14 protein-coding genes, 2 tRNA genes and 1 pseudogene are annotated in these 18074 nt (G+C 71.6%); 13 read left to right on the plus strand and 4 right to left on the minus strand.

From position 1 onward, the window contains the following. The first annotated feature begins 597 nt into the window (after positions 1 to 597). The 10 genes and pseudogenes from dnaN (at position 598) to A3IG_RS29730 (ending at position 12388) form a co-directional block, all read left to right on the plus strand. Entirely contained in the window at positions 598 to 1728 is a 1131-nt protein-coding gene (gene dnaN, locus A3IG_RS0114020; protein WP_018384203.1) for a DNA polymerase III subunit beta, read from the plus strand. A gap of 108 nt (positions 1729 to 1836) precedes the next feature. Then, positions 1837 to 2730 (plus strand): annotated as a pseudogene (gene gnd, locus A3IG_RS0114025) (phosphogluconate dehydrogenase (NAD(+)-dependent, decarboxylating)); the annotation flags it as partial. A gap of 79 nt (positions 2731 to 2809) precedes the next feature. After that, a complete protein-coding gene (gene recF, locus A3IG_RS0114030) occupies positions 2810 to 4003 on the plus strand; it encodes a DNA replication/repair protein RecF (RefSeq protein WP_018384205.1) in 1194 nt (397 codons plus the stop codon). Further along, on the plus strand, positions 4000 to 4581 hold the full coding sequence (locus A3IG_RS0114035) for a DUF721 domain-containing protein (RefSeq protein ID WP_018384206.1): 582 nt from the start codon (positions 4000 to 4002) through the stop codon (positions 4579 to 4581). The genes recF and A3IG_RS0114035 overlap by 4 nt, the downstream gene beginning before the upstream one ends. 236 nt (positions 4582 to 4817) lie before the next feature. Next, positions 4818 to 6848: a DNA topoisomerase (ATP-hydrolyzing) subunit B gene (gene gyrB / locus A3IG_RS0114040; protein WP_026220256.1), complete on the plus strand. Its 2031-nt coding sequence runs from the start codon at positions 4818 to 4820 to the stop codon at positions 6846 to 6848. 262 nt (positions 6849 to 7110) lie between these two features. After that, the gene (gyrA, locus tag A3IG_RS0114045) at positions 7111 to 9666 is read left to right on the plus strand and encodes a DNA gyrase subunit A (protein ID WP_018384208.1); all 2556 of its coding nucleotides are present in this window, start codon (positions 7111 to 7113) and stop codon (positions 9664 to 9666) included. Further along, positions 9666 to 10283 (plus strand): DUF3566 domain-containing protein, encoded by a 618-nt coding sequence (locus A3IG_RS32595; protein WP_078500474.1) that lies wholly within the window; start codon positions 9666 to 9668, stop codon positions 10281 to 10283. The genes gyrA and A3IG_RS32595 overlap by 1 nt, the downstream gene beginning before the upstream one ends. 48 nt (positions 10284 to 10331) lie before the next feature. After that, positions 10332 to 10408: transfer RNA gene (locus A3IG_RS0114055), tRNA-Ile, on the plus strand. A gap of 342 nt (positions 10409 to 10750) precedes the next feature. After that, on the plus strand, positions 10751 to 10888 hold the full coding sequence (locus tag A3IG_RS34560; RefSeq protein ID WP_018384210.1) for a DLW-39 family protein: 138 nt from the start codon (positions 10751 to 10753) through the stop codon (positions 10886 to 10888). A gap of 180 nt (positions 10889 to 11068) precedes the next feature. Continuing rightward, positions 11069 to 12388: a hypothetical protein gene (locus tag A3IG_RS29730; RefSeq protein ID WP_051087496.1), complete on the plus strand. Its 1320-nt coding sequence runs from the start codon at positions 11069 to 11071 to the stop codon at positions 12386 to 12388. 1 nt (position 12389) lies between these two features. On the opposite strand, the gene A3IG_RS0114070 is transcribed toward A3IG_RS29730, so the two are convergent. Beyond that, positions 12390 to 13712, minus strand: coding sequence for a serine/threonine-protein kinase (locus A3IG_RS0114070; protein ID WP_018384212.1), 1323 nt, complete (start codon positions 13710 to 13712; stop codon positions 12390 to 12392). A gap of 317 nt (positions 13713 to 14029) precedes the next feature. On the opposite strand from A3IG_RS0114070, the gene A3IG_RS0114075 reads away from it, so the two are divergent. The 3 genes from A3IG_RS0114075 (at position 14030) to A3IG_RS0114085 (ending at position 15059) form a co-directional block, all read left to right on the plus strand. Then, positions 14030 to 14102 (plus strand) — tRNA-Ala (locus A3IG_RS0114075). 277 nt (positions 14103 to 14379) lie between these two features. Then, entirely contained in the window at positions 14380 to 14664 is a 285-nt protein-coding gene (locus A3IG_RS0114080) for a hypothetical protein (protein ID WP_026220257.1), read from the plus strand. Next, a complete protein-coding gene (locus A3IG_RS0114085; RefSeq protein WP_018384214.1) occupies positions 14646 to 15059 on the plus strand; it encodes a hypothetical protein in 414 nt (137 codons plus the stop codon). The genes A3IG_RS0114080 and A3IG_RS0114085 overlap by 19 nt, the downstream gene beginning before the upstream one ends. Before the next feature lie 229 nt (positions 15060 to 15288). On the opposite strand, the gene A3IG_RS0114090 is transcribed toward A3IG_RS0114085, so the two are convergent. The 3 genes from A3IG_RS0114090 to A3IG_RS0114100 all read right to left on the minus strand — a co-directional run bounded on the left by A3IG_RS0114090 (position 15289) and on the right by A3IG_RS0114100 (position 18032). Beyond that, entirely contained in the window at positions 15289 to 16404 is a 1116-nt protein-coding gene (locus A3IG_RS0114090) for a winged helix DNA-binding domain-containing protein (RefSeq protein ID WP_018384215.1), read from the minus strand. Positions 16405 to 16528: 124 nt separating this feature from the next. Continuing rightward, on the minus strand, positions 16529 to 16999 hold the full coding sequence (locus A3IG_RS0114095) for a winged helix-turn-helix transcriptional regulator (RefSeq protein ID WP_018384216.1): 471 nt from the start codon (positions 16997 to 16999) through the stop codon (positions 16529 to 16531). Positions 17000 to 17285: 286 nt separating this feature from the next. Next, positions 17286 to 18032: a DUF5324 family protein gene (locus A3IG_RS0114100; RefSeq protein ID WP_158676912.1), complete on the minus strand. Its 747-nt coding sequence runs from the start codon at positions 18030 to 18032 to the stop codon at positions 17286 to 17288. Between the last annotated feature and the right edge of the window lie 42 nt (positions 18033 to 18074).

Raw genomic sequence — 18074 nt, forward strand, 5'->3', positions numbered from 1 at the left:
CGGGGATGGGGATATGTGGTCAACCTCTATCCACAGCCTGTGGATAACTTGGGTGCCCTCAGCGGCGTCTCCGGTTGTCCACTGGTTACCCACAGCGAACCCCCAGTTGTGCACAGCTTGGGGGCACTTTTCCACACCTCTGTCCACTGTTCGACAACATCAGATGCCTTTTCCCCGCCTGGAGTGAAAGACGTCACACCAGTGTGACGATTGCCCTGGGGACAACGTGGGTAAAACTTGTGGATCACTCTGGGGACAATCGCAGGGTTCCTGTGGATGACTGTGGATAACTACTTCTGCATCCACAGCAGAGGCAGGTTATCCACTGCTCCCATGCACAGGCTCGGTGGACAAAAAACTGCGCCTGACCTGCGCCGGACAGGGTTATCCACCGTATCCACAACCCCTACTACTACGACGACACTGAGATACCGGGAGCTTCGGTTCGAAGTGGGCGCTGTGGACGATTGCAGACCGGCCGGTTGGTTAGTCGACACCTCGGTGTGCCCTTGTGGCTCCCCGGTGTCCGTCGGGTGCGTCAGACTGTCTCCGGCAACAGCTCGAGAGATTGGCCAGCAACAGCAGGAGGCGGTTCCGGTGAAGTTCCGGGTGGAGCGAGACGTCCTCGCGGAGGCAGTGGCCTGGGCGGCGCGCAGTCTCCCGGCCCGGCCACCAGCGCCGGTCCTGGCCGGCCTGCTGCTCAAGGCCAGCGCGGGCACCCTGAGCCTGTCCGGGTTCGACTACGAGGTCTCCGCGCGGGTCGAGGTGGAGGCCGACGTGGAGGACGAGGGCACGGTGCTGGTCTCCGGCCGGTTGCTCGCCGACATCTCCAGGTCCCTGCCCAACCGCCCCGTGGAGCTCTCCACCGACGGCGTGCGGGTCAACGTCGTCTGCGGCAGCTCCCGGTTCACCCTCCACACCCTGCCGGTGGACGAGTACCCGGCGCTGCCGGCGATGCCCGAGGCGTCCGGCTCCGTGCCCGGGGACGTGTTCGCCGCCGCGGTCGCCCAGGTCGCCATCGCCGCCGGCCGCGACGACACCCTGCCGGTGCTCACCGGCGTGCGGATCGAGATCGAGGGCGACACCGTCACCCTGGCCGCCACCGACCGGTACCGCTTCGCGGTCCGGGAGTTCCTGTGGAAGCCCGAGGTCTCGGACATGTCCGCGGTGGCGCTGGTCCCCGCCAAGACCCTGCTCGACACGGCGAAGTCGCTGACCAGCGGGGACACCGTGAGCCTGGCCCTGGCCGGCAGCGGCGGGGGCGAGGGTCTGATCGGCTTCGAGGGCGCGGGACGCCGCACCACCACCCGGCTGCTCGAGGGCGACCTGCCCAAGTACCGCACCCTGTTCCCCACCGAGTTCTCCGCGGTGGCGGTCATCGAGACCGCGCCGTTCGTGGAGGCGGTCAAGCGCGTCGCCCTGGTCGCCGAGCGCAACACCCCGGTCCGGCTCACCTTCGAACAGGACGTGCTCACCCTGGAGGCCGGCTCCAGCGACGACGCCCAGGCCACCGAGCGCCTCGACGCCCGCCTGGAGGGCGACGACATCTCCATCGCCTTCAACCCCACGTTCCTCCTCGACGGCCTGTCCGCGATCGACTCACCCGTCGCCCAGCTCTCCTTCACCACCCACACCAAGCCCGCACTGCTCTCCGGCCGGCCCGCCATCGACGCCGAGGCCAACGAGGCCTACCGCTACCTGATCATGCCGGTGCGACTCTCCGGCTGACCGGCCGAGGCGGTCGGCCAGGGCGCCGCGTAGGCTCGTCCGCGGAGGCTCGAGCGCGCCTGCGGACCGAGGTCCAGCCGTTCTCGAGGCACCGCACGCACCGCAACGAGTGAAGGGTCTGTGATGGAGCTCGGTCTCATCGGTCTCGGCAAGATGGGCGGGAACATGCGGGAGCGGCTCCGCCGCGCCGGCCACACCGTCATCGGGTACGACCGGAACCCGGACCTCGCCGACGTCCACAGCCTCAAGGAGCTTGTGGACGCGCTGTCCGGGCCCCGTGTGGTGTGGGTCATGGTGCCCGCGGGCAACGCCACCAAGGCGACCATCGAGGCTCTCGCCGACCTGCTGGACCCGGGCGACGTGGTGGTGGACGGCGGGAACTCCCGCTGGACCGACGACGAGCAGCACGCCGACCTGCTGGGGGCCAGGGAGATCGGCTTCGTGGACTGCGGGGTCTCCGGGGGCGTCTGGGGCCTGGAGAACGGCTACGCCCTGATGTACGGGGGCAGGCCCGAGGACGTGGCCAAGGTGCAGCCGGTCTTCGACGCCCTCAAGCCCGAGGGCGACCTCGGTGCGGTGCACGCGGGCAGGGTCGGTGCGGGGCACTTCGCCAAGATGGTCCACAACGGCATCGAGTACGCCATGATGCAGGCGTTCGCCGAGGGCTGGGAGCTGCTCGAGGCGGCCGACTCGGTCACCGACGTGCGTGAGGTCTTCCGCAACTGGCAGCAGGGGACGGTGATCCGTTCCTGGCTGCTGGACCTGGCGGTGCGCGCGCTGGACGAGGACGAGCACCTGACCTCGCTGCGGGGGTACGCCCAGGACTCGGGCGAGGGCCGTTGGACGGTGGAGGCCGCCATCGACAACGCGGTGCCGCTGCCGGCGATCACCGCCGCGCTGTTCGCCAGGTTCTCCTCCCGGCAGGACGACTCCCCCCAGATGAAGATGATCGCGGCACTGCGCAACCAGTTCGGCGGTCACGCGGTGACCCAGGCCGAGTAACCTCGGCTGGCACTACCGCCGGCGGGCCCCCGGGGCGGTCGGTTCCGCACGCTGGCGCACCACCAGGGATGACCTCCGGATGTACATCTCCCACCTGTCGCTCGCCGACTTCCGTTCGTACCCCCGGGTCGAGGTGGCCCTCGACCCGGGGGTGACCGCGCTGATCGGTCCCAACGGCCAGGGCAAGACCAACCTGGTGGAGGCGGTCGGCTACCTCGCCACCCTGGGCAGCCACCGGGTGTCCGGGGACGGTCCGCTGGTCCGGCACGGCGCGGAACGAGCGGTGCTGCGGGGCGCGGTGGTGGCCGGGGACCGCAGCCGGCTGCTGGAGCTGGAGATCAACCCGGGGCGGGCCAACCGGGCCCGGATCAACCGGTCGGCGCAGGTCAGGCCGCGGGACCTGCTGGGAATCCTGCGGACGGTGCTGTTCGCGCCGGAGGACCTCGCCCTGGTGAAGGGCGATCCGGCGGAGCGCCGCAGGTTCCTCGACGAGCTGGTCGTTGCGCGTTCCCCGCGGATGGCCGGGGTCCGGGGGGACTACGAGCGGGTGCTGAAACAGCGCAACGCCCTGTTGAAGTCCGCGGTGTGGGCGCGCAGGGCCAGGGGCGGCCGGGTGGACCTGTCCACCCTGGACGTGTGGGACCAGCACCTGGCCCGGGCCGGCGGGGAGCTGCTCGCCGCCCGGTGGGACCTGGTGGCGACGTTGCAGCCACTGGTGGGCAAGGCCTACGAGCAGCTCGCGCCGGGAGGCGGGCCGGCGACGCTCGAGTACCGCGGGACCGCGGGTGAGCCGGCGCCGGCCGGGGCCCCGGGGAGCGGGCGGGAGCGGTTCGAGTCGGCCCTCCTCGCCGCGCTCGGTGAGGCGCGCGGACAGGAGCTGGAGCGCGGGGTGACGTTGGTCGGTCCGCACCGGGACGACCTGCTGCTGGGCATCGGTGACCTGCCGGCGAAGGGGTACGCCAGCCATGGCGAGTCGTGGTCGTTGGCGTTGGCGCTGCGGCTCGCCTCGTACGACCTGCTGCGCGCGGAGAGTCCGGACCCGCCCGGGCTGCCCCCGGCCCAGGAGGGCGAGGGCCGACGGGCGGGGGAGCCGGTGCTGGTCCTGGACGACGTGTTCGCGGAGCTGGACGTGGCGCGCCGGCAACGGCTGGCCGAGCTGGTGGCACCGGGCGAGCAGGTCCTGGTGACCGCGGCGGTCCCCGAGGACGTGCCCGAGGTGCTGGTCGGGGCGCGCTTCTCGGTCCACGGCGGCGTGGTGGAGAGGGTGTCGTGAACGTTCCCGAGCAACCCGCGGGGCCGCCGGTGGGGCCCTCCGCCGCCGGCCCGGCCGGCTCCTCCGTTCCGTCGCCCGCGGCCCCCTCGGGGGTGGACCTGGCCCGGGTGGCGCTGCGGGCCGCCCGGGAGCAGGCGCGGGCCAGGGGCGAGGAGGTGGTGCGGCGGCGGCAGGCGCGGCGCGGCGGGCTGCGGTCCGGGGCGCGGGCCGACGGCCGGGACCCGTTGCCCCTGGGGGTCGCGGTGAACCGGCTGATCACCGAGCGCGGCTGGGAGACACCGGCGGCGGTGGGCGGGGTGATGGGCCGCTGGCCGCAGCTCGTGGGGCCCGGGGTGGCCCAGCACTGCCGTCCGCTCGGCTACGACCAGCAGGAGCGGGCGCTGACCGTGGCGTGCGACTCCACGGCGTGGGCGACCCAGTTGCGGTTGCTCGCCCCGCAGCTCGTGGCCCGGCTCAACCAGGACCTGGGGCAGGGCACGGTGCGGCTGATCAAGGTGCGGGGGCCGGCTGCCCCGCCGGGACCGCGGGGGCGGTTGCGGGCACCGGGGAGCCGGGGGCCCGGGGACACCTACGGGTAAGCGGACGGCAACTGCGGAGGGTGCTCATCCGAAAGCCTTCAGCGCCCATTACAGCCTCTTGGCGCCCTGCCCCGCGTGTGGGGAGTTGATAGGAGGCGGTTCAGCGCGGCACATGGGAACCCAGGCACCGCCAAAGCCTCATCTATGTCGGCGCTACCGGTAGACTGGGAGATACTCCGCCGCTTGCGGATCATGTGCCGAACGACGCAGCCGCCCCCTCACCGAGGAGTCGGCTCGTGCTGTGCCAGAAAGGGCGCTTCGTGGCCGATTCCGGCAATCCTCATGACAACATCCCATCCACGTCGTCCGCCGCCGAGCCTGGCGGCACGGCGTATGACGCCAGTGCGATCACCGTTCTCGAGGGGCTCGAGGCGGTCCGTAAGCGACCGGGCATGTACATCGGCACCACGGGTGAGCGTGGGTTGCACCACCTCGTCTACGAGGTCGTTGACAACTCGGTGGACGAGGCCCTCGCCGGCCACGCGGACACCATCGACGTGACGATCCTGCCTGACGGTGCCGTCCGGGTCGTGGACAACGGCCGGGGCATCCCCGTGGACGTCGTGCCCAGCGAGGGCAAACCGGCGGTCGAGGTGGTGCTCACCGTGCTGCACGCCGGAGGCAAGTTCGGCGGCGGCGGGTACGCCGTGTCCGGTGGTCTGCACGGCGTGGGCGTCTCCGTGGTCAACGCGCTGTCCACCCGCCTGTCGGTGGAGGTCAAGCGGGACGGCTACCGGTGGACCCAGGACTTCAAGCTGGGTGCCCCGACGGCTCCGCTGGCCAGGAACGAGGCGGTGCAGGACACCGGCACCACGGTCACCTTCTGGGCGGACCCGGACATCTTCGAGACCACGGAGTACTCGTTCGAGACGCTGTCCCGCCGGTTCCAGGAGATGGCGTTCCTCAACCGGGGCCTGACCATCTCGCTGACCGACGAGCGGGCCGTGCACGCCAACGAGGACGGCAGCCCGCTGTCGGTGCGGTACCACTACGAGGGCGGCATCGCCGACTTCGTGCGCTACCTGAACTCCCGCAAGGGCGAGGTGGTGCACCCCTCGGTCATCGACTTCGGTGACGAGGACAAGGCGCGGATGATCTCGGTCGAGGTCGCCATGCAGTGGAACACGCAGTTCACCGAGGGCGTGTACTCGTTCGCCAACACCATCCACACCCATGAGGGCGGTACCCACGAGGAGGGCTTCCGGGCGGCGTTGACCAGCTTGGTCAACCGGTACGCACGGGAGAAGAAGCTCCTGCGGGAGAAGGACGACAACCTCACCGGCGAGGACATCCGCGAGGGTCTGACGGCGATCATCTCGGTGAAGCTCGGCGAGCCGCAGTTCGAGGGCCAGACCAAGACCAAGCTGGGCAACACCGAGGCCAAGACCTTCGTGCAGAAGGTCGTCCACGAGCACATCAACGACTGGCTGGACCGCAACCCCAACGAAGCCGCGGACATCGTCCGCAAGGCGATCCAGGCGGCGACGGCCCGGGTGGCGGCCCGCAAGGCGCGGGACCTCACCCGCCGCAAGGGCCTGTTGGAGACCGCGTCGCTGCCGGGCAAGCTCAGCGACTGTCAGAGCAACGACCCGGCGAAGTGCGAGATCTTCATCGTCGAGGGCGACTCCGCGGGCGGCTCCGCCAAGTCGGGCCGGGACCCGCAGTACCAGGCGATCCTTCCGATCCGCGGCAAGATCCTGAACGTGGAGAAGGCCCGGATCGACCGCATCCTGCAGAACACCGAGATCCAGGCGTTGATCTCGGCGTTCGGCACCGGGGTGCACGAGGACTTCGACATCGCCAAGCTCCGCTACCACAAGATCATTCTGATGGCGGACGCCGATGTGGACGGCCAGCACATCAGCACCCTGCTGCTCACCTTCCTGTTCCGGTTCATGCGTCCGCTGGTCGAGGCGGGGCACGTCTTCCTGTCGCGGCCCCCGCTCTACAAGATCAAGTGGTCCCGGGACGACTTCGAGTACGCCTACTCGGACCGTGAGCGGGACGCCCTGATCGAGCTCGGCCGGCAGAACGGCAAGCGGATCAAGGACGACTCGGTGCAGCGGTTCAAGGGCCTCGGCGAGATGAACGCCGAGGAACTGCGGGTGACCACCATGGACGTCGAGCACCGGGTGCTCGGCCAGGTGACCCTGGACGACGCGGCCCAGGCCGACGACCTGTTCTCCGTGCTGATGGGGGAGGACGTGGACGCGCGGCGCTCGTTCATCCAGCGCAACGCCAAGGACGTCCGTTTCCTCGACATCTGAAAGCGGCAGCACCCGAGAGGCCACACCTGAAAGGCACCACCGTTCCCGGCCCGTCTCCCCTCCCTCCCCGCCCGTCCCGGCCCCCGGGGCCGCGCCTCCGCCGGTTCGTCCGGCCGGCCGGTCACGGGGGAGCCCCCGCCGGGCCCTTACGATCCGCGGCGCCTGAGTCCCGTCCAGGACGGGCCGGTGGCCGGGACCCACGAGGAGCCGGCCCGTATGCCGCAGCCCCGAGGGGCTGTTCCTGAAAGGACCTGGACCAGCGATGGTCGACGAGATGCCACCCACCGAAGGCCCCGCCGAGGGCACGCTGCGCATCGAGCCCGTGGGCCTCGAAACGGAGATGCAGCGCTCCTACCTCGACTACGCGATGAGCGTGATCGTCTCCCGGGCGCTGCCCGACGTGCGGGACGGCCTGAAACCGGTCCACCGCCGGGTGCTGTACGCGATGTACGACGGCGGTTACCGCCCGGACCGGGGCTACTACAAGTGCGCCCGGGTGGTCGGCGACGTCATGGGCAACTACCACCCGCACGGCGACGCGTCGATCTACGACGCGTTGGTGCGGCTGGCCCAGCCGTGGTCGATGCGGATGCCGCTGGTGGACAGCAACGGCAACTTCGGCTCGCCGGGGAACGACCCGGCGGCGGCCATGCGGTACACCGAGTGCCGGATGGCGCCGCTGGCCATGGAGATGCTCCGCGACATCGACGAGGAGACCGTCGACTTCACGGACAACTACGACGGCCGTTCCCAGGAGCCGGCGGTGCTGCCGGCCCGGTTCCCCAACCTGCTGATCAACGGCTCTGCCGGCATCGCGGTGGGCATGGCCACCAACATCCCGCCGCACAACCTGCGGGAGGTCGCCGCGGGTGTCCAGTGGGCGCTGTCCCACCCGGAGGCCTCACACGAGGAGCTGCTCGAGGCCCTGATCGAGCGGATCAAGGGCCCGGACTTCCCCACCGGGGCGCTGGTGGTGGGCCGCCGCGGGATCGAGGACGCCTACCGGACCGGGCGCGGCTCGATCACCATGCGGGCGGTGGTCGAGGTCGAGGAGATCCAGGGCCGGCAGTGCCTGGTGGTCACCGAGCTGCCCTACCAGGTCAACCCGGACAACCTGGCGCAGAAGATCGCCGACCTGGTGAAGGACGGCCGGGTCGGCGGGATCGCCGACGTCCGCGACGAGACCTCGTCGCGCACCGGCCAGCGACTGGTCATCGTGCTGAAGCGGGAGGCGGTCGCCAAGGTCGTCCTGAACAACCTCTACAAGCACACCGACCTGCAGACCAACTTCGGCGCCAACATGCTGGCGCTGGTGGACGGGGTGCCGCGGACCCTGTCCCTGGACGCGTTCGTCCGCAACTGGGTCACCCACCAGGTGGAAGTGGTGGTCCGGCGGACCACGTTCCGGCTGCGCCGGGCCGAGGAGCGGGCCCACATCCTGCGCGGTCTGCTGAAGGCGCTGGACGCCATCGACGAGGTGATCGCGCTGATCCGGGCCTCGGCCACGGTGGAGGTCGCCAGGACCGGGCTGATGGACCTGCTGGAGATCGACCAGATCCAGGCGAACGCCATCCTGGAGATGCAGCTCCGCCGCCTGGCCGCCCTGGAGCGGCAGAAGATCACCGCTGAGCACGACGAACTCCAGGCGAAGATCAACGAGTACACCGAGATCCTGGCGTCCCCGCTACGGCAGCGCGGCATCATCAGCGAGGAACTCGCGGCGATCGTGGAGAAGTTCGGCGACGACCGGCGCAGCAAGCTGGTGCCCTTCGACGGTGACATGTCCATCGAGGACCTCATCGCCCAGGAGGACATCGTCGTCACGATCACCCGTGGCGGCTACGTGAAGCGGACCAAGACCGAGGACTACCGGTCGCAGAAGCGCGGCGGCAAGGGGGTGCGGGGCGCCAAGCTGAAGCAGGACGACATCGTCGACCACTTCTTCGTGTCCACCACCCACCACTGGCTGCTGTTCTTCACCAACAAGGGCCGGGTGTACCGGGCCAAGGCGTACGAGCTGCCGGACGCCGGGCGGGACGCCCGTGGGCAGCACGTGGCGAACCTGCTGGCGTTCCAGCCGGACGAGGCCATCGCCCAGGTCCTGGCGGTGCGGGACTACCAGGCGGCGCCCTACCTGGTGCTCGCCACCAAGTCGGGGCTGGTGAAGAAGACCCCGCTGAAGGACTACGACTCCCCCCGGTCGGGTGGCGTGATCGCCATCAACCTCCGCGAGGACGACGAGCTGATCGGCGCAGAACTGGTTTCGGCCGAAGATGATCTGCTTCTGGTCAGCAAGAAGGCGCAATCGATTAGGTTCACCGCATCGGACGAGGCCCTGCGGCCGATGGGCCGTGCCACCACGGGCGTGAAGGGCATGAGTTTCCGGGAAGGCGACGAACTGCTGTCGATGAACGTGGTCCGCCCCGGTACCTTCGTGTTCACCGCCACCGACGGCGGGTACGCGAAGCGTACGAAGGTGGACGAGTACCGGGTCCAGGGGCGAGGCGGACTGGGCATCAAGGCCGCTAAGCTCGTCGAGGACCGCGGCTCACTCGTCGGTGCGCTCGTGGTGGAGGAGGGTGACGAGATCCTGGCCATCACCCTCAGTGGCGGAGTGATCCGCACGAGGGTCAACGAGGTCAGGGAGACCAGCCGTGACACCATGGGCGTCCAACTGATCAACCTGGGCAAGCGCGATGCCGTGGTGGGCATCGCCCGCAACGCCGAGGCCGGCGCCGAGGCCGAAGAGGTCGAGGTGGCCTCTCTTGAGGGCGCTGCGGAGGGCGCCGGGCAGCAGCCCGGGGAGCAGGAGGACTGATGAGTGGAGCCCCGGGCGGCGCCGCAGGTGGCACAGGGCGGGCGGCCTACGCCCCCTCCCACGGCGGGGCTGGAGAGCACCCCCAGGGGCCTCGGCCGCACCAGCCGCCGCAGGCGTATCCGCCTCCGGCCACAGCACCGGCGAGCCCCCAGGGCTACCCGGGGGCCGCTGCTGGGCCGTCCGGCGCCGGTGGGGCCACGTCGGGTGCGCGCCGTCGCCCGCGCCCGGCGGCCCGGACGGTGCCGCGCACCCGGAAGGCACGGCTGAGGGTCGCCAAGGCCGACCCGTGGTCGGTGATGAAGGTCAGCTTCCTGCTCTCCATCGCGCTGGGCATCTGCACCGTGGTGGCGGTGGCGGTGCTGTGGATGGTGCTGGACGCGATCGGTGTGTTCAGCACCGTCGGCGACACGATCATGGGGGCGACGGGCTCCGGGACCGACGGTGGCTTCGACCTGGAGTCGTTCCTGTCGCTGCCCCGGGTGCTGACGTTCACCTCGCTGATCGCGGTCATCGACGTGGTGCTGGCGACGGCCCTGGCGACCCTGGCTGCCTTCCTGTACAACCTCTCCGCCGGATTCGTGGGTGGCGTCGAGCTGACCCTGGCCGAGGACGAGTAACCGATTTGGGCAGTCGCCCCGAGGTGCGCTAGCCTTTCGGTGCGGCTCGGGGCTATAGCTCAGACGGTTAGAGCGCTTCCCTGATAAGGAAGAGGCCACAGGTTCAAGTCCTGTTAGCCCCACCAGTAGAGAAACCGCAGGTCATTGGCCCGGTTCCCGCCGTGGAAGATTTTTCCCGTGGCGGAGCCGGGCTTGTCCGTTGCGACGGACCGTCGATGGCGTGGCTGTCCGTGTTGGGGCCGCCGGGTTCGGACGGGGGGCCGGGAGCCGTCGGGCGCCGGGTTCGGGCCGGGAGGCGGTCGCGCACCAGACTGACACCGCGGGTCAGTTTGACTTGGGGAGCGCTTGGGTATCGGGCCAGGTCACCGATTGATCTCGGCCGGTGTGTATCATCGGGCGCACGGTGCATTCGCTCCAGCGGGTGCCAAGTGCTCAACTCTCCAATGTCGCAAGGAAGAGGTCGCGCGGTGAAGAAGTTTCTCCTGATCGCACTGGCGGCTGTCGGCGGTCTCTTCGTGTACCGCCAGATCCAGGCTGGTCGTGCCGAGGAGGACCTGTGGACGGAGGCCACCGACTCCGTTCCCGCCGGGTCCGGCGCACGCTGACTCAGATGTGAAAGCCTCCCTCCGGCTCCGGTCGCCATGGCGGCCGGAGCCGTGACGTTTCCCGGTTCCGCTCCGTGTCCTCCCCGCTCCGTACGCTGTGCTGCCCGGTGGGCCCGCCGGAACCGGTGACCGGCCACCGGGCGTGCCAGAACGGCGAAGGACGGCGAAGGACGAGCGAGGGTGAAGCGGATGGGGAAGGGTGCCCGGGGCTGGGTCGCGGCGGTGTGCGCGCTGGCGGCGGTCGGAGCGGCCCAGTTCCCCGCCGTCGCCGCCGAGGACGGCCCCGATCCTGACCGGTTGCCGCCCTACGAGTTGGCGGACACCGTCGTCAGGGGCACCAGGGCCAGCACCGACGCCCCCGCCCTGGAGCCCGGGAGCTACCGGGACACCATCGCCCCGGGGCAGAAGAAGTACTACGCGGTGGACCTGGACTCCACCTCCGACGCCTACGTGGCGGCGTTCGCGTTCCCCGAGCCCCGCAGCACGGTCGCCCACTCCGACGGGATCATGGTGGAGTTGGAGAGCGCCGACGACACCACCTGCTTCGACGAGCAGCCCACCTTCGACAGCGACGGTGCCGCCCGGCCGGTGGGTGACTACGTCGTGCGCAGGATCGGCCCCGACCTGGACTGCCAACGGGCGGACCGCTACCTGTTCTCGGTGGAGCGGATCAGCGACGAGGAGTCCGACCAGGCCGTGTGGCCGCTGGAGCTGTCCTTCATGGTCGAACCGGGGCTGGAGAAGGGCGAACCGGTGCCGGACGCGCCCGGGAAGTGGGCGGCGACACCGCCGGCCGGGCTCACCCAGGACCGGCGCCCGGTCCGCGGCGGCACCGGATTCGAGGACGCGCCGGCCATCGGCCAGGGCGTCTGGGGGGACCGCATCCTGCCCGGGCAGACCCTCTTCTACCGGGTGCCCGTGGAGTGGGGGGAGCAGCTCTTCGCCGAGGCGCGGTTCGCCAACGCGGACCAGGTCACCGATGACCGGGGCTACGCCTCCGAGGGCATCCGGATGGAGCTGTTCAACCCCGCCCGGGGGCTGGTCTCCTGGGAGGAGGGCCCGTACGCGGGTGAGAAGGAGGTCGCCGCGCTCGGCACCGCCCCCGTGTCGTACGCCCACCGCGACGACGCGGACGCGGACTACGAGGTCCAGAGCATGCGCATGTCCGGGTGGTACTACCTGGCGGTCAGCCTCCATCCGGAGACGGCGGACTTCGTCAGCGGTGGCGTGTCGCTCAACGTGCTGGTCCGGTTGGAGGAGTCGGCCGAGGCGGAGGAGCCGCCCTACGACGGGGACGCGACGGCGGCCGGGTTCGGTGTCACCGACGCCGACCGGGCGGCTGCCCGCCGCGGTGTCGTGCCGGGAGGCGCCGGGGCCGACGACGTCAGGCCCGTGTTGGCGGTGGCCGGGTTGGGCACCGGCAGCGCGCTGGTGCTCGGGCTGGCCGGCTGGACCCTGATCGCCCGCCGCCGCGCCGCGGGCCGGCCCGGTCCCGCCTGACCTATCCGGTGAGCAGTGCCCAGAACCCCACCGCGAAGCACGCCGCGGCCAGCAGCAGGACCGGGACGACCACCGTCCGCGGTGGACCGGGGCGCCGGACCAGGACCCGTTCCCGGTCGTCGTCGCGGTCGGTCGGCGGCACGTCCGAGCCGGGGTCGCCCTCCGGCAGCGAAGAGACAGCCGTCGGCCGGGTCGGGCCCGGGCGGGTCACGGTGGGCACGCCGGCCAGCGCCCGGGGCGGTACGACCTCCGGCAGCGGCTCCGGCGGAGTCCGCGGCGCGGCCAGCGGGAAGTCGTCCCCGGACGTCGAGGCGACCGTCGGGGTCGGAGTGGACGGTTCCGCCGGCTGTGGCGTCGGGGGCTGACCGACGGCCGGCCCGGGTATCGGCCCCCGCCCCGCCGCGCGGGGATCGGTCGGTGCGGTGGCCCCGGCGGGGGGACGGGCCGGCCCCCGGGGACCGAACCCCGGTGGCGGCGGCCCGAGCTGGTCGGGGATGTCGACGCCGTCCGCCGCGTCGGTGGGCGGGTCGGGGAGGAGTTCCCAGGCCGCGGTGAGCGCCTTGCGCGCCCCGATGGCGGTGCGGAACCTGGCGTCCGGGTTCGGGTTGAGCAGGGAGGCCACGAGCTGCCACAGGGCGTGCGGCACCCCCTCGGGGGCGGCCGGGAAACCCCCGGAGACGTAGGACGCGGACAGCGTCTCGGCGTCCGGCCTGGTCCCGGTCAGCATGAACATCGCCACCAGACCGACCGCGTACAGGTCCTGGGGGAAGTCCGGGTCGGCGCCGAGGAGCTGCTCGGGCGCGAAGTAGCCGGGGGTGCCCACCACCAGGTGGGTCTCGGTGAGCCGGGCGTCGCCGAGCCGCACCGAGATGCCGAAGTCGGACAGCCGCAGGTGGGGCCGTGCCGTGCCGGTGGCCTCGAGCAGCAGGTTGGCCGGCTTGATGTCCCGGTGCACCACCTGCTCGCCGTGCACCGCGGTCAGCCCGGCGAGGAGCTGGTCGAGCAGGGTGCACACCAGTCGGGGCGGCAGCGCGCCGTAGTGGCTGATCAGGTGCGCCAGCGAGCCGCCGCGCACCAGGTCCATGGTGAACAGCACCTTGTCGTCGTCGGCGGCCCAGCCGGTCGGCGCCAGCACGTGCGGGTGGTCGATCCGCAGCGCCTGCTCCCGGACGAACCGCAGCAGGGCGTGGGCGTCGCTCTGCTGGAGCACCTTGGCCGCGACGTAACGCCCTCGCCGGTGGTCCCAGGCCCGCCAGACCTCACCGACCCCACCACGACCGATCGGGTCGGCCAGTTCGTACCGACCCGCGAAGAGCTCGCCCATGGCCCGTTCCACCCCACCTCGTCGTCGTCCCGTTCCGCCGCGCCGTGGCGCCGTCCGTGGTGCCGCCCGTAGTGCCGGTGCGGCGCCGTCCGTGGTGCCGGTCGGCTCGGTGTCCCCCTGGGAAACCTCGCCCCTCCCGCCTGTCCGGGTGCGGGCGTGGCGGACGCTCGTGGTCGTCCTCGGCCGGACGGCGGTGCCGTCCGCCGCTGGACGAAGGGTACGCGGCGGGCGTGGCGCCCCCGGTGCCGGCTTTCTCGTTCGGCTCCGGCGCGGACACCCGGTACCCTGGTCACCGGCGGCCGTCCGCCGACCGCCGAGGGGCCTTAGCTCAGTTGGCAGAGCGCTGTCTTTGCATGGCAGATGTCAGGGGTTCGACTCCCCTAGGCTCCACACCTGAAGCCCCCTCTGACCTGCGGATACGCGGTCAGGGGGGTGTTCTTGTCCCGTATCCCCGCATCGACGTGTCAGCACGGTGGTGTTGGGCGTGAGCCTCTGGTGGCCCGTGTTCTCCGGGGCACGGGACGGCCTTCTCTCCCCTGGCGGATCGCCTGGCTCAGCGGAGCGTCGGGGAGCTGCCCGCCGCTGGCTCCCCCCCGTGGATCTCCTGGATGGGGACTGGGTTGCGCAGGGCTTCCTGATTTCCTACTCCTTTGACACAATCGCTTCCATGTCTGAGATGACGTACGGCATCGGAGAGGGACCAGCGACCCGGGTCAGCCTGTCGCTACCTGAGGGGACCGCGGAGGCGATCCGAGCCCGGGTCGGTAAACGGGAGTTTTCCGCGTTCATCGCTGCGGCCGTCGAGCGGGAGCTGAGGGGGCAGGTGCTGGATGAGTACCTGGCGGACTACGAGAGCCGCAAGGGGCCGGTGACCGAGCAGGCGCAGCAGCGAGCGAGGCAGGTGTTCGACGAGGTGTTCGCCGAGGAAGACCAGTGGCCCGCCGCAAGCTGAGTCATGAGGGGACGCTGGTCCTTGACAGCGAGGGACTCTCCAAGCTGCTCGCTGATGACGAGACCGTAGTGGCCCTGGTCGCGGAGGCGCGCTCGCGTGGCATGGAAGTGGTGATCTGCGCGCTCACCATCATCGAGGCCGTGCACGCCCGCACCAACAAGGCACGGCTGAGCTGGCTGCTGTCCGGCCTCCGTGTGATCCCGGTGGGAGATGAGGAGGCGAAGGCGGCCTCGGCGCTGCTGACAGGAGCCGGCCTGCACGGTCACAAGTACGCCATCGATGCGGCCGTCGCCGAGGGGGCGCTCCGGCAGCAGCGGCCGGTCGTCATGCTGACCTCGGATGTCGACGACATGACCAAGCTGTGCGGCCACGGGGTCCGGCTGGTCCCCGTGTGACGTCTCAGCCCTTCGCGCGTGCCGGGCTCCCGGTGGCGGACCGGCTACCGGCGACCCGGTGCGGGGCGGGACGGCGACGGGGGCGTCCCTCAGGGCCAGTGCTGGCCCGGTTCCCGCCGCGTACGGGTTCACCGGCTTCGAGCTGTGACGGCTGTGACACCGTGACGGCTGCGACGACGTGACGCCCCCGGGGTCCCGCCCCTCCCGACCGTGGCGGAGCCGTGCCGGTTCACCCCGGCGGGTGGTGCACCTCGACGTTCCGGGTCGCGGCGTCGGCGGCGAGGAACTCCAGCAGTCGGCCGCCCTCCTCCTCCACCGCGGCGGTGTCCCGCGTGGCGAGCGGTCGGTGGGGCCGCACGGCCAGCGTCGCCGCGTCGCCTTTCCTCTCGACCTGCCAGGCGCCGGCGGTGAAGCCGTCCACCAGCACGAGCTGCGGCGTGCCCCCGGCTCCCGGGTGCCGCTGCCTGGGCTGGTCGTCGCTGATCACCCGGGTGCGGTCGGCGTGGGACAGCAGCAGGTTGTCGAAGTCGTACAGGAACCGTGGTGGGGCCGGCACGTCCTCGTCGGGGCGGGGGGCGTCCGGCAGGTCGAACAGCTCCCTGCCGCTCCCGTCGCGTAGGACCACCAGGTCGGGCCGGAGCCGGTCGAACACCTCGGCGAGGCGGGTCAGGCCGCACCAGGTCTGCGCGTCCCGCACCGAGGCGGGGCCGAACGCGGCGAGGAAGCGCAGGAGCATGCGGTCGAGCGAGGGCCGGGGAGCCAGGTCACGGCCGAGCCAGGTCTCCACGGTGGTGTGCGCTATCGGGCCGCTGCGGCCCCAGAGACCTCGGGGCGGGACCTGCACCAGGGGGAGTTGGCTGCGGATCGCGTGGACGAGTGAGGCGGGGGGCACGTCGGGCCAGCGTTCGCCCAGATCCGCGCCGAGCTGTTTGTTGGTGAGGGGCCCCCGGGCGAGCAGTTCCCGGCCGGCGGCGGTCAGCGCGGCCGTGTCCACACCCCTCAGCGGTGCGGTGTGGGTGGAGCTCCGGGTCAGGTCCCGGTCCGACACGGGCTGCGTCAGGGGGCGCAGTTCGATCGCGTCGGCGGCGCTGACGAGGTGGATCGTGGAGCGCATCAGGGCGATGCGGACCAGGGCCCGGTCGGCGAGCGGACGGGCGGCCTGCTCGGGGCAGAACCCGGCGACCCGGCTCCACAGGCCGACGTACCAGCTCTGCGGGGTCTGTGCCTGGAGGCCGACCAGGTGCTCGACGGCGTCGATGACGGGGAGCGGGGAGCGGCGCAGCAGCAGTTGCCGGTCCAGGGTGGCGCGGTTGAGTCCGCGACGGCTGAGCGGCTGGCCCACCATGGCTCCCCCTGTGTCGGCGTGCGCCACGAGGGCGCGGTCGCCCCACGGTAGACGGTGCGGGTGGGGGCCGTGGGCGCGCGCACCAGGGGGAGGGGCGCCGGGTGACGGCCCCGTCGCGCGGCCGTCAGCGGGCAGCCGCGGGTCGCTCGGGCATGCCCGGTCCCGGGGTCGTGTGGACGGCGGCGGCGGGAACGGGGCCGCAGGTGTGACAGGTGAGGTCCTGCGTGATCGGGGCGCCGCAGTCGGCGTGCCGGAAGACCACCGGGGGCCCGTCCGGGGCCGCCCAGCGGTCTCCCCAGGCAGCGAGAGCGACGATCACCGGCAGCAGGTCGATGCCCTTCTCGGTCGGCAGGTACTCGTGGTGGTCGGGCTTGGCGGAGTAGCGGCGGCGTTCCAGCAGGCCCTCGGTGACCAACCGGTCCAGCCGGGTGGAGAGCACGTTCTTGGCCACCCCGAGGCTCGTGTGGAACTCGCCGAACCGGGTCATGCCGCGTAGCAGCGCGTCCCGCAGGATCAGCAGGGTCCAACGTTCGCCAACGACCTCCAGGGCGCGGGCGGCCGAGCAGTTCTGTCCCTCGTAGCTGCGACCAAGCATGGCTCCAGCGTAGTGGTGGCCTGATGGAGTGCGTAGGGGCTGGTTCTGAGCAGTTCCATCAGGAAACTGCGCAGGCCATGCACCGGGAGGAGTCAGGGGGAGATGACGGTCAGCGGAGGGCGGTGCCGCGGTGGACCCGGTCGCCGCCGCGGTCACCTCCTTTCGCGAGTGACCCCGGCCATCGGTGACCCCGGCTCACGGTGGTCCCGGCCCACGGCGTGGTGCGTCCGTGGCGGTGGCGCCGCCGGGACGGGTGGTGCCGCCGCCGGGACGCGCGGGGCCGCCCTCACTCGTGGGACCGGTGCCGCGCGGAGCGCTCCACCTCCTCCACGACCGCCTGTTCCGCCTGCTCGGCCTGGGCCTCCGGGACCGTCAGCCCCCCGGTGCCGGTGCCGGTGCCGGTGGCGGAGTCGTAGGCGGTGGCGGTGGCGCCGGCGGTGTCGAGGTCCACGCCCTCGGTCGCCTCGGCGGCCTCCACCAGCCAGTCCTGGTCGCTGCGGCGGCTCCACCAGGTCCAGGCGGCGCACGCGCCGCCGAAGGCGACGCCGGCGACGGCGAGCCGTTTGACCGTCTGTCCGCGGCGGGCACGGGCGCGGCGGGCCCGGGCCACGTCGGTCGGGGTGACCTGACCGCGAAGCGCGGCGACGGCGGCCGATCCCCGCGCCACGGCCTCCTGCCGGGCCGGCGCGGTGGTGGCGCGCGCGTTCTCCACCGCCTGACCCACCTTGGGCACCACGTCCGTGGCGACGCGGACGGAGCTCCGGGTGCGCTGGGCCACGCTGTCCACGGCGTGCTCGACCCGGGGCGGCAGCGCCTCGCGGGCCTGGCACACCACGAGCGTCACGCGGGGGCCGAGGCGTTGCCGGGCCAGGCCGGCGCCGCGCACCGCGGTGCTCGCGACCCTGCCCGCGTACGGCGTGGCCACGGTGGCGGCGCGCAGGACCCCCTTCTTGGCCCGGGGGGCCAGTTGCCGGTACTTGTCCTGGGCCGCGGCGACGCGGACGTTGTCCGTGTAGTCAGCCAAGCGGGTCACGGGAACCTCCTTCTCGGTGGCGTTCGGCATGGTCGCCTTTCC

The organism is Wenjunlia vitaminophila DSM 41686 (genome assembly GCF_000380165.1).
Lineage (GTDB): Bacteria > Actinomycetota > Actinomycetes > Streptomycetales > Streptomycetaceae > Wenjunlia > Wenjunlia vitaminophila.